The sequence below is a fragment of the Cytobacillus sp. IB215316 genome, assembly GCF_033963865.1.
Lineage (GTDB): Bacteria > Bacillota > Bacilli > Bacillales > SM2101 > Nanhaiella > Nanhaiella sioensis.
In genome coordinates this window covers 276,480-289,540 of sequence record NZ_JAXBMC010000002.1, presented here as the reverse complement: position 1 = coordinate 289,540, position 13,061 = coordinate 276,480, and the positions used below count along the sequence as shown (strand labels likewise).

The 13,061-nt window shown below is 34.7% G+C and carries 7 protein-coding genes; 6 read left to right on the top strand and 1 reads right to left on the bottom strand.

Annotation, left to right across the window (positions count from 1 at the left end):
• Positions 1 to 340: 340 nt before the first annotated feature.
• Positions 341 to 1,714, bottom strand: a complete 1,374-nt coding sequence (locus SLH48_RS05685) for a tryptophanase (protein ID WP_320257339.1) — start codon at positions 1,712 to 1,714, stop codon at positions 341 to 343.
• An 854-nt stretch (positions 1,715 to 2,568) separates the two neighbouring features.
• Here SLH48_RS05685 and gshAB point away from each other — a divergent pair.
• From gshAB to SLH48_RS05655, 6 genes are all read left to right on the top strand, one after another.
• Complete coding sequence (gene gshAB / locus SLH48_RS05680; protein ID WP_320257338.1) at positions 2,569 to 4,890, top strand: bifunctional glutamate--cysteine ligase GshA/glutathione synthetase GshB; 2,322 nt, start codon at positions 2,569 to 2,571, stop codon at positions 4,888 to 4,890.
• A 169-nt stretch (positions 4,891 to 5,059) separates the two neighbouring features.
• Positions 5,060 to 6,748, top strand: coding sequence for an AMP-binding protein (locus SLH48_RS05675; RefSeq protein WP_320257580.1), 1,689 nt, complete (start codon positions 5,060 to 5,062; stop codon positions 6,746 to 6,748).
• A gap of 148 nt (positions 6,749 to 6,896) precedes the next feature.
• Positions 6,897 to 8,579 carry an AMP-binding protein gene (locus tag SLH48_RS05670; protein WP_320257337.1) on the top strand — a complete coding sequence of 561 codons (1,683 nt, stop codon included), beginning with the start codon at positions 6,897 to 6,899 and terminating at the stop codon, positions 8,577 to 8,579.
• Between the two features lie 250 nt (positions 8,580 to 8,829).
• Positions 8,830 to 10,359: a glycoside hydrolase family 30 protein gene (locus SLH48_RS05665; RefSeq protein ID WP_320257336.1), complete on the top strand. Its 1,530-nt coding sequence runs from the start codon at positions 8,830 to 8,832 to the stop codon at positions 10,357 to 10,359.
• Between the two features lie 134 nt (positions 10,360 to 10,493).
• Positions 10,494 to 11,471 carry a LacI family DNA-binding transcriptional regulator gene (locus SLH48_RS05660; protein WP_214482283.1) on the top strand — a complete coding sequence of 326 codons (978 nt, stop codon included), beginning with the start codon at positions 10,494 to 10,496 and terminating at the stop codon, positions 11,469 to 11,471.
• A 227-nt stretch (positions 11,472 to 11,698) separates the two neighbouring features.
• Positions 11,699 to 12,952 carry an ABC transporter substrate-binding protein gene (locus SLH48_RS05655; protein WP_320257335.1) on the top strand — a complete coding sequence of 418 codons (1,254 nt, stop codon included), beginning with the start codon at positions 11,699 to 11,701 and terminating at the stop codon, positions 12,950 to 12,952.
• Positions 12,953 to 13,061: the final 109 nt, after the last annotated feature.

The following is a 13,061-nucleotide window of genomic DNA, read 5'->3' as shown; positions in this document are numbered from 1 at the left end:
TTCATGCTAAGATGAACTAAAATGTCAGCTGTTCTAAATAGATCAACGTTCATTAGTTGTGTGTGGGAAGAGAGGCTGTTCTGCCTTTATTCAAAGGAGGGATTACATGAAAATTATCGTCTACTTTGCTGCTTTTTTTACTTACATTCGAAGGAGATGAAGTCTATAATATGATTTTTATATTCTTTATAAAAGAGAAGATGCTGAGAATGTTAGTTATATTTGTCTTTAGATATTGTTACGGATAGTTAAAATTAAGGTGAAAACATCCAATAAAAAAACCTTTTTTCTAATGAATGGATCATTCATAGAAAAAGGCGATTATCGTGTTATGTTGAGGCTAGATAGGTTTAAAGCGAGCAGTAAAGTGACGAAGTATAGTTGGTTCATAAGTAAAATGAACACCAGTTATTTGGGAACGTTTATGAGACAGTTTTCCTAACGATTCTCCTACATATTGAATATGATTATCAGTATATACTCTTCTCGGTATTGTTAATCTAAGTAATTCTAACTTTGACAACCCGTCCTTTCTAGATTCGCTATCTCTTCCAAATAAAAGAGAGCCGATTTCAACACCTCGAATACCACTTTCAATGTATAATTCACAAGCCAACGCATGAGCTGGGAACTGGCTAGGTTGAATGTGTGGTAACAGCTTTTTTGCATCAACAAAAACAGCATGGCCTCCGATAGGCTCTTGAATGGGGATATCATAACTTACTAGTAGTTTTCCTAATAACTGTACTTGGCTTATGCGATGGTGTAAATAATCAATTTCAACAACTTCATTTAATCCAATCGCAAGAGCTTGCATATCTCTTCCGGTTAACCCTCCATACGTCGGAAAACCTTCTAATGGCACGATTGTTGATGTACACTGTTGAAATAATTTCTCATCTTCCTTTATTACAATTAGTCCACCAATGTTGACAAGCCCATCCTTTTTGCCACTCATTGTTAAGCCATCTCCATATGCAAACATTTCTCTTACAATGGCACGTATATCTTTGTCTTTATAGCCATCTTCTCTCATTTTGATAAAATATGCATTCTCTGCAAAGCGAGCTGCATCGAAAATGAGAGGTATGTGATAATTATTGGCGATTTTGGAAACAGCCTTTATGTTTTCCATAGAAACAGGTTGTCCCCCAGCACTATTACACGTAATGGTCACATTAATAAAAGCAATACTTTCCTCACCGTGCTGTTGAATATAGGATTCTAATTTATTTGTATCAAAATTCCCTTTAAAAGGATGCTGATTTGATGTATCGTATGCTTCAGAAATTACGAGGTTCACTGGCTTTCCACCATTCAACTCTATATGTGCTTTTGTTGTATCAAAATGCATATTTCCTAACACAGCTTGCCCTTTCTTAATTAATTGCGAGAATAGAACTTGCTCTGAACCACGACCTTGATGAGTGGGGATGACATATTGATAATTTGTCAATTGCTGGACTGTCTCCTTTAAGTAATAGAAGTTACGACTCCCGGCATATGATTCATCCCCAAGCATGAGTCCAGACCATTGTCTGTCACTCATAGCACCTGTTCCACTATCTGTCAACAGATCAATATATACATCTTCACTTTTTAATAAAAAAGGATTGTAACCAGCTTCTATTAACTTATGTTTTCTTTCTTCTCTAGAAATCAACCGAATTGGCTCTATCATTTTTATTTTGTATGGTTCAGGTAATCTACTCATAAGAAATTATCCCCCTTCAAAGATAGTTAGGCTCTTTTCGATAAATGTTATTTTTAGAAAATGTTAAATGCTAGGTCAGGCTACAGCGAATATTATAGGTAGACAGGTTGAATGAAATACTTGCTAGGTGGGAGAAAAACGCTTCATGCGAAAACAGCCAATAAATAGATAACACTAGATTGTATGCCCAGCAATTTGAAATATGTATTTAGGATCAGAACATCAGTACGGTAGTGTGTTAAAGTCATTTAGTAATTTAAGTTGAATTATAGTTGACTATTTGAGGTTATCATAATAAGATGAGTACATATATCAAAAAAATTTGATTAATTTAGATTAAAGATTGCAGTGTTTTTATACATATGAAATGGTTAGGATTTTAAGACTTGAATCCTCGTCAGTACCTGTCAGTTTATACATCAAACAGACGGTTTATTTGATCATAATCGACTTTGATAACCTAAGTGTACTAAACTTGAGGGAACTTAAAGTTTCGGGATGATCATCAAATATTTTTGATTAATATACAGGATTTTGTATTAAAGCTGATGTGCATTGATTGTTTTTTACTATGAACGAGCTGCACGTGGCATTTTGCTTCGTTACAATGTTGTCACCATAAAAAAGTTTACAAAAGTCTCTTTTCGTAAACATTGTTGCTATTGAGATACATTTAGGGCTGTCATAAAAATTAATTTATGCAATGGTCTTCATTTTAAATGAGAAAAGGTACCACGAACGCTTGGCTTATTCGTATTTACCTTTTTATTACGAAAAACGACAATCAATGTGAAAACAGCCTTACTAAAAGAACAACATATATAGATGTAATAAACATCAGAAGGAGTATGAGGATGTTAGAAACGATAAACTTGATAAATAAAATAAAAACATTGGGTCTTGAAAAAGATGTATTTGAAGGGAATTTTGGATTAGAAAAGGAAAATGTCAGAGTCGATCGTACAGGTAAGTTAGCTTTATCACCTCATCCAATAGGATTTGGAAATAAGCTTCAAAACCCTTTTATCACAACTGATTTCTCTGAAAGTCAAATAGAAATGATTACACCTACATGTAGCACAATAAAAGAAAGCTATAACTTTCTTGAAAATATTCACCATATCGTCTCACTTGAGCTTGAGGATGAATATTTATGGCCTCAAAGCGCTCCGCCTCTATTACCTAATGAAGAAACGATTCCTATAGCTCGATATGATTCATCTGCAAAAGGCCACCAAGCTGAAGAGTATAGAATGAAGTTGGCTGAAAAATATGGTAAGAAAAAACAGCTCATTTCTGGTATCCATTTTAACTTTTCTTTTACAGAACATCTTCTACAAATGATACATCAACAATTAAGCACTGGGCTCTCATTTAAAGAGTTTAAAAATGAGATTTATCTAAAAGTCAGTAGAAATTTTTTGAAATATAGATGGCTTCTTATCTATTTATTTGGGGCCAGTGTGTCCGAAAAATGTTTTGACTCGACATGTGATGATCGTTCACATAATAATTTAGAATATGGAAGCTCTTTCAGAAATGGGCTTTGTGGTTATAGAAATAAAACAAACTTTCATGTTTCTCACCGTAATGTTGAAGAGTACTTACGTGACCTGAATAAGTTAATTAAAACCGGAGAGATAAGTAGGGTTGAGGAATATTACAGCCCAGTTAAATTAAAACCTCATGATAAAAAAAATTATTTAAGCTCATTAAGTAAAGACGGCATTGCTTATGTAGAATTTAGGATTTTAGATCTTAATCCATTGCACAAAGTGGGAATAGATCTTAATACATTAGAATTTTTCCATCTTTTTATCCTGTTCACACTCTTTATCAATGAAAAGGAAACGAAGGGCATTGATCAAAATATAGCGTTAAAGAATCATAATCTTGTTGCAAGTTTAGGTAGAAAGCCACAGTTAATGTTGCTAAAAAATGAACACGAAAAAATAAGTATGCATGATTGGGGACATAACATATTGGATAAGATGTTAGATCTAGCTCTCCAACTTGGAATAAAAGAAAATAAGTACAAAGAAATCATTAGAAGCGCCAAAGAGAAGATTGATAATCCAGAAAAAACTATTTCTTCTGTGATATCGAAGGGGGTAAAGGAGCACTCGTATATTGATTATCATTTAAATTTAGCAGAAGTTCATTTGAAGGAAAGTAAAAGAAAGAAATTTAACTTATTGCACCATGAAGATCTTGAATTGTCCACACAAATACTACTAATGAATGCACTTAAAACGGGCGTGAATTTTGAAATCTTAGATAGACAGGAAAATTTTGTATTATTGGACGATGGATTTAAACAAGAGTATGTGAAGCAAGCAACCAAAACGTCTTTGGATTCATATAGCACAGTCTTAATTATGGAGAACAAACTAGTGACTAAGAAAGTACTAAACCATACGGGGATAAAGGTTCCTATTGGTGAATACTATAATAATATAAATGAGGCAAAAAACGCGTATCGTTTATTTTGCAATCAAGACATAGTTATTAAACCAAAGTCAACAAATTTTGGACTAGGAATTACAATTTTAAAAAACGTGTTCTCGCGACACTTATTTGAAAAAGCAGTAGAAATGGCTTTTACACATGACACTTCTATCCTTATTGAAGAATTTGTTGATGGAAAAGAATACAGATTTCTTGTTATCGGTGATGATGTTGTTGGGATACTTAATAGAGTTCCTGCCAATGTCATTGGAGATGGATATAGTAACATAACAGAATTAGTCATAGAAAAAAACAAAGACCCTCTGAGAGGAAAGGGATATAAGACTCCTTTGGAAAGAATAGATTTAGGAGAGCCTGAAAAGATGTTTTTACGAGAACAGGGAAAAGACTTTATGTATATGCCTAAGCATGGAGAACGAATATTTTTAAGAGAAAATTCTAATATTAGCACGGGCGGTGACAGTATTGATTACACTGATGAGATTCCAGTCGAGTATAAAACGGTTGCAATAAAGGCAGCAAAAGCAGCTGGCGCAACTATTTGTGGTGTTGACATGGTGATTCCTGATATAACTAAAAATAAAATTGAAGAAAACTATGCAATCATTGAATTGAACTTTAACCCTGCTATACACATCCATAGCTTCCCGTATAAAGGAAAGAATAGAATGCCTGGACAAAAAATTATAAAAGCTCTCGGGTTCTAAAGGGTAGTCCCTCATCCCACTCAGATGTTTTCGCCCAGTGAGATGGGGGATGTTAATTACTAAATAATTAAAAAATTCAAAATATAATAGACAACTTTCAAATTTCATTTATACTTAAAATAAGGGCCTAATTGAAAATAGGTAAAAAGGGGGATGAAATGTGGAGAATATAGAACAAGTTGAAAAGATTTGGACTGAGCATTACCCTAAGGAAGTACCAAAATCACTTAAATATGAAGAAAAAACGATGCAGGAATTTTTAAAGGAAACTGCTAGCAAAATGCCAGAAAAGAAAGCGCTTCATTTTTTAGGGAAAGAAATGACATTTGATGAACTGTATGAACAAGCGCTTAAGTTTGCTAACTTCTTAAAAGAAAAGGGCTTTAAGAAGGGTGACACAGCTTCCATAATGCTTCCTAATTGTCCTCAATCTGTTATTGGTTATTTTGGAGTGTTTTTGGCAGGTGGAGTAGTTGTCCAAACAAATCCTTTATATATGGAAAGAGAGCTAGAGCATCAGCTAGTAGATTCTAGTGCAACTTTTATTTTATGCCTTGATTTACTATATCCCAAAGTAATGAATGTAAAAGGTAAGACAAAAATTGAACACATCATTGTAACTTCCATCAAAGATTATCTGCCATTTCCGAAAAACCTCATCTATCCTTACATTCAGAAAAAACAACATGGAATTGTAGTTACTATAGAAGAAGATAGTAATACCCATAAATTAAAGAGTATTCTCAAGAACTATGAAGCCCATGAGTTGAGCATCGAAGTATCTCCAGATGAAATAGCTTTACTACAATATACTGGTGGTACAACTGGTTTATCCAAAGGAGTTATGCTCACACATAATAATTTAACGTCAGTTACAACTATGTGCCATCATTGGTTATATAAAAATAATGATAAAGAAAATATAGTTTTAGGTATTTTACCATTTTTTCATGTTTATGGCTTATCCACAGTCTTAAATTTCTCAGCATTATATGGAGCAAAAATGATTTTGTTACCTAAATTCGATGCTGGTGATGCATTAAAAGCAATTGATAAACATAAGCCAACTGTATTTCCAGGGGCACCGACAATATTTATTGCATTATTGAATCATCCAAAAATTAAGGATTATGATTTGACTTCGATCCAAGCATGTATATCGGGTTCAGCACCTCTGCCATTAGAAGTACAAGAACAATTTGAAAAAGTAAGTGGTGGAAGGCTAGTTGAAGGTTATGGACTGACTGAAACATCAGCGGTTGCTCTAGCAAATACCGTGTGGGAGAAACGCAAATTAGGAAGCATTGGTATCCCATTTCCTGATACAGATGGCATCATTTTTTCTATGGAGACAGGAGAACCTGCAAAAGTTAATGAAATTGGTGAGATCGCTATTAAAGGACCGCAAGTTACTCAAGGTTATTGGAACCGTCCAGAAGAAAATGAGGCTTCTTTCAAAGATGGTTGGTTTTTAACTGGAGATTTAGGATATGTCGATGAAGAAGGATTTTTCTACATAGTCGACCGCAAAAAAGATATGATTATTGCTGGTGGCTATAATATTTATCCTCGTGAAATAGAAGAGGTGCTATATGAAAATAGCAAAATATTAGAGGCAGTTGCCGCAGGAGTGCCAGACGCTTATCGTGGTGAAACGGTGAAAGCATACATTGTACTTAAAGAGGGTGAAGAGTGTACCGAAGAAGAACTAGATGCATTTTGTCGAAAGCATTTAGCTGCTTATAAAGTACCGAGAATCTATGAATTCCGTGATGAATTACCGAAAACAGCAGTAGGAAAAATACTCCGTCGTGCTTTAGTTGACGAAGAAAAAGAAAAACAGAAAAAAGTTAATTAAGAGACTGACCCCCAGTACGTTAATGTGATAAAGTGCTGGGGGTTAGTTCTATTATATTAAAAAAATTCAAAAATATATTAAAAAACTAACAATTTTGTTTTATACTAGTAATGTGTGTATGTCTTGTAATGTCGAAAGGGGAAAAAAGATGGGAAAAGAAAAAGTCTGGTTTCAGCATTATCCGAAGGAAATTCCGACTTCTATTGCTTATGAGGAAAAAACATTACACCAGTATTTGAAGGAATCGGCATTAGAGTACCCAGAAAAGAAAGCGCTTCATTTTCTTGGGAAAGAAATGACATTTCGTCAAGTCTATGATCAGTCATTATCATTTGCAAATTTTTTAGTCGACAAGGGGTTAAAAAAAGGGGATCGAGTTTCAATTATGCTTCCGAACTGTCCCCAAGCGGTTATTGGATATTATGGAGTACTACTTGCAGGGGGAGTAGTAGTTCAAACAAATCCTTTATATATGGAAAGAGAACTAGAACATCAGCTTATTGATTCAGGTGCTACGTTCATTTTGTGTCTTGATTTATTATATCCAAAAGTAATGAACGTAAAAGGGAAATCAAATATAGACCACGTCATTGTAACTTCCATCAAAGATTATCTTCCATTTCCAAAAAACATGATTTTTCCTTATATACAAAAAAAGCAATCAGGAATTGTAGTTAAAATTGAAGAAAATAGTAAAACAAATTTATTTAAGAACGTGTTAAAAAATTATGATCCAAAAGAAATCAATATTAAATTCAGCCCTTACGAAGACTTGGCATTACTACAATATACTGGAGGAACGACCGGTTTATCCAAAGGAGTAATGCTAACACATATGAACTTAGTATCTGAAACAACAATGTGTAATTACTGGATATATAAATCCAAAAAAGGAAATGAAAGCGTTTTAGGTTTACTACCCTTCTTTCACGTTTATGGAATGACAACCGTTATGAATTATTCGATAATGTATGCAGCTAAAATGATATTATTACCAAAGTTTGATGCTCAAGATACACTTAAAGCTATTGATAAACACAAGCCTACAATCTTTCCAGGTGCTCCAACAATTTATATAGCTTTATTAAACCATCCTAAAATCAATGAGTATGACCTATCATCCATTGAAGCGTGTATAAGTGGTTCTGCACCATTACCAGTTGAAGTTCAGGAACAATTTGAAAAAATTAGTGGAGGACGTCTAGTAGAAGGGTATGGACTTACTGAAACATCACCTGCTGTTATTGCTAACATGGTATGGGATAAGAGGAAAGTGGGGAGTATTGGTGTGCCTTGGCCAGATACCGATGCAATGATACTTTCTATGGAAACTGGCAAGTCTGCTGAAGTAAATGAAATTGGTGAAATTTTAGTTAAGGGACCTCAGGTCATGAAAGGGTATTGGAATCGACCAGAAGAAACTGAAGCAACGCTTAAAGATGGCTGGTTATACACTGGAGACTTAGGCTATATGGACGAAGATGGATTTTTCTTCATTGTCGATCGTAAAAAGGACATGATAATAGCAGGTGGTTATAATATTTATCCTAGAGAAATAGAAGAGGTTCTATATGAAAATGAAAAGATCCAAGAAGCGATTGTTGCTGGTATACCAGATCCGTACCGGGGTGAAACAGTAAAAGCATATGTGGTAATTAAAGAGGGTCAACATTGTACAGAAGAAGAGCTGGATGCCTATTGTAGAAAGCACTTGGCAGCTTATAAAGTACCTAGAATTTATGACTTCCGTGATGAACTTCCAAAAACAGCAGTTGGAAAAATCTTACGTAGAGCGTTAGTGGAAGAAGATAAAGCAAAGCTACAAGCCTAATTATTAGAGTCGGTCTACCATTAGTTTTGGTAAGTACCGGCTTTTTTTACTCAATACGTATATTTCTAAAAATGAAAGTAAAACTTAGAACTATTGAATTCCATAGTCAAAAAAAGATTATTAGAAAAAATATGTATTGACGTTGTGACATCCATTTTATAAAATTCAAATGTAATAAAATCGTGTTTTGCATACACATTTATTTAATTATGATAACGTTATCATAAGATGTGTCGAGGGAGGATTATTGATGATAAAGAAGAAGAGAGGTTTGGTTATAACGATCCTACTTACTTGTATTGTTGTCGGTATAGGTGTAGTGATTGTATCTGGTAATAATATGTTTAGTAATAAAAAAGCGGAACCTGCTGAAGTTTGGCTAACGAAAGGTGATGAAAGCACCCTATTAGAACGTCAAGAAGACCTTGCGTGGGGTAAAGGTTTATCGAAGGGGGATAATGATTACACAGAAATCCTTGTTGATGATAAAAAACAATATCAAGAATTTTATGGATACGGGGCTGCTGTATCACATAGCTCTGCGTACAATATAGTGAATTCCCCCGAGCGTAATGAAATATTAGAAAGTTTATTTTCAATAGAAAATGGAATAGGGCTTTCAGTTGTTAGAGTGCCTATGGGCTCAAGTGATTTTGTAGGACCTGTATTTGGAGAAAGAAAGCATTATACGTATAATGATTTAGAGGATCCATATGATACTGACAATGAATTATCAAATTTTTCAATAGAACCAGACAAAGAATTTATCATTCCTGTTCTCAAACAAATTAAAGAAATCAATCCGAATGTAAAAATAGTATCTGTTCCTTGGAGTGCCCCTGCTTGGATGAAAACAACGCATTCGTTATTAGGTGGAGCTTATTTGACAGAATTTAATAATGTTTATGCAAATTATTTTGTCAAATATATTAAGGCATATGAAACTGAGGGGCTTACGATCGATTATGTCTCTGTTCAAAATGAACCTCATTTTATGCATGGAGATTACCCAACTATGTATATGGAGCATTTTGAACAGGCTGATTTTGTTGGGAATTATTTAGGTCCAGCCTTTGAAGCAAATGGGATTGAAACAAAAATTATGGGCTGGGATCACAATTTTACAGATAACAATACTAGAGCTGAAGAAGACATCGCTAATTATGGTACGGTTCTCCTCGAAGATGAATATGCATCAAATTATATTTCAGGTATCGCATTTCATGGTTATGAAGCTGATGGAATTAAAGATTTCGGTAAAGCCTTTGATAAAATAAGCGAACAATTTCCGAATGCTGAACTATATATGACAGAAATAACAGGTGGAGGCTGGGCTACGAATTTTAAAGACAATCTTCTGTGGAATATGGAAAATATCATTTTAGGTACTCCGTTGCATAATTCTAGTATGGTATTATTATGGAACCTAGCATTAGATGAACAATCTGGACCTCATTTAGGAGGCTGTGGTAATTGTCGTGGTGTGTATACGGTTGATAATGACGAGAGTATAGTAAGGAAAGAAGTCGAATTTTATGCGCTTGGGCAAGTAAGCAAATTTGTTCATCCGACAATTGAGGGAAACCCTATTCGAATAGACGCAAAAAATGATAATACACAATTAGATGTAGTTGCCTTTATGAATCCTGATCAATCAATAGTAGTTACAATTGCAAATAAGAATTCAGATAATGATCAAAATATATCAATTCGTTGGAGAGGAAACAAAGGGGAATATAAAGTTCCACCTGCAAGTGTTGTTACGGTAAAATGGAAATGATATATGTCGATCAGGTGAAAAAGAAAATTCAATTCATATAATTGTATGAAAAAAACGAGTGAAACTTATTGACGTCAATTATCGTCGGGAGTATAATATCAATGTAAACGTTAACAGTCACTTAGGGGGAAAACATGGCCACAATGAAGGATGTGGCGAAAGCCGCTGGTGTCTCGATAATAACCGTTTCAAGGGTGATTAATACACCTGAGAAGGTGAAGCTAGAGACGAGAGAAAAAATAATGAAATATATGAAAGAACTTGACTTTAAACCGAATCATGCTGCGAAGGCTCTTGTATCTAATCGAACAAAGGTGATTCACGTATACATTCCAATTAGGCTTGAGGCTGCTAACCCATTCGTAATGAATGTGATTGCCGGTATTAGTGAGGAGTTAAGTAAATCTTACTATTCATTCCTTTTGAGAAGAGATCGTGACATCCCTTTGAAATGTGATGGTATTATTGCAATGGGTTTAGATAAGACAGATGACGATTGGCTCGCTAGTTTGATGGATATACCTATTGTTTTATTCGGACACACCGACCTTGATATTGATTGGTTAGATGTTGACAATAAAAAAGGGTCTTATTTAATGACTGACCATATTATTAAGCAAGGTCATCAGCGAATTGGCTTCATTGGTATTAATGAAAACAAACGTTTTGCAACTGATCGATTGCACGGTTTTTGCGAAGCACTCCATGATCATGAAATTAAAGTCGAGAATAAATTTATGAGATTTACAGCTAATGAAGAAAATTGCGGATATGAAAAAACACTTGATTTACTTACAAAAGAAAATGTAACCGCACTCTTTTGTTCAAGCGATGTACTCGCATTAGGTGCGATGAGGGCAGCTAGGACATTAAGAAGGAAAGTTCCTGAAGAAATATCGATTTCAGGGTTTGATGGGTTAGGTATAGATTTATTATCTTATCCATCACTAACTACGATTGAGCAGCCTGTTTATGATGCTGGAAAACAACTGGCTAGACTGGTCTTAGAAAGAATTGAGAACCCAGAAGGTGAAGTCGTACAAAAGATGATGAAGCCGTCATTAGTTAAACGAAATTCTGTTAGCAGTATTAACGAGAGTCAGTTAGATTAAAGATTCATCATTAGTAGATACTTAATAGTTACTGAAAAAAACTTTTGGATTCATGTTATGAGTCTATAAAGTTTTTCACTAAATGTTAACGTTAACACCTTAAGGAGGTGGATAACATATATTTTGGTAGGACGTCCTATTAAAGATGTTTGTCACATTTGTGAATACCATTAGTGAAATCTCTACAAACTAATAGAAAATATTGAACTATAAGGAGGAACTTAACAATGATTAACATGAAAAAATTCATGCCATTTGCGTCAGCTGTTGCTTTAACAATTGGTTTAGCTGGTTGTGGTACTGCTGATGAAGGAGATAAAGCTGGAGGTGCCAAAGGAGGCAATGAAATTGAATTTTGGGCTTATGAGCCAGGTTCAAAAGAGCATAAAGACTCTTTAAATGCACTTATTGACGAGTATGAAGAAGCAAATGACGTAACGGTAAAAACTTCATACATTCCAAAGGATGATTTTAATACGAAGTTAAATAGTTCAATTGCTGTTGGGAAAAACCCTGACGTTTCATACTTAGACCAACCGTTAGTGCCAAAGTTTGCTGAAGATGGTACGTTACTTCAACTAGATGAATATGCAGATGGTGAAAATGGTATTGATCGTACGCAATATTTCACAGGCGCATTCGACACGAATGTAGTAGATGGAAATTTATTTGGATTACCACTTAACCAAACGACTGTAGCTCTTTTCTATAATAAAGATTTAGTACCTACACCACCAGCAACTTGGGATGATTGGGTAGCAATGGCCGAAGAGGTGTATGCGAAGGATCAAATCGGTGCTTATGAAGGAGTCGGTACTGGTGGCTGGGCAGCTTGGTTATTCCCTGCTTTTGTTCATAGTGGAGGCGGAAGTATGGTAAATGCAGATGAAACAGAAGCAACGTTTGGTGAAGAGGCAGGAGTTGAAGCAGCTGAATTGTTGAACAGCTTATACAAATACTCGGATTTAGCAGTTCGTGACAGCCAAGATGCTTTCGGAAATGGTAAACTAGCAACGAAAATTAGTGGCCCATGGGAAATTGACACATTCAAAAACAACTTCCCAGACTTAAACTTTGGTGTTGCATTAATTCCTTCTAAAGAAGGTGTTCAGTCTTATTCAAATATCGGTGGAGATAACATCGTAGTATATGAAAATAGTGATAGCCCTGAAGCAGCATGGGGATTAGTGAAATTTTTAACATCTAAAGAAAATTCAATTGCTGTTGCTGATATTACAGGTAATTTCCCTGTTCAATTAGAAGCAGCTGAAGACCCTAAGTATGCAGAAGATGAAAATCTATCAGTATTTTTACAACAAATGGAAACAGCTGTTGCACGTCCACGCTTAACAGATTGGTTAAAAGTTAATGATGAGGTTATTGGTACTGCTTTAGAAGAAATAACATTAAGTGGTAAAGATGCAAAAGAAACATTAGGTGCAGCACAAGATAGAGCCAACGATATTCTATTTAGCGAATAATATAAGTTGTTTATTGGTGCGATATACCAATTGATAAAGAAACACTGATATATCCATGCTCTACACTTTCAACTAGGGGCGTCTAAAAGTCGTGAATTGACTTTTTGGA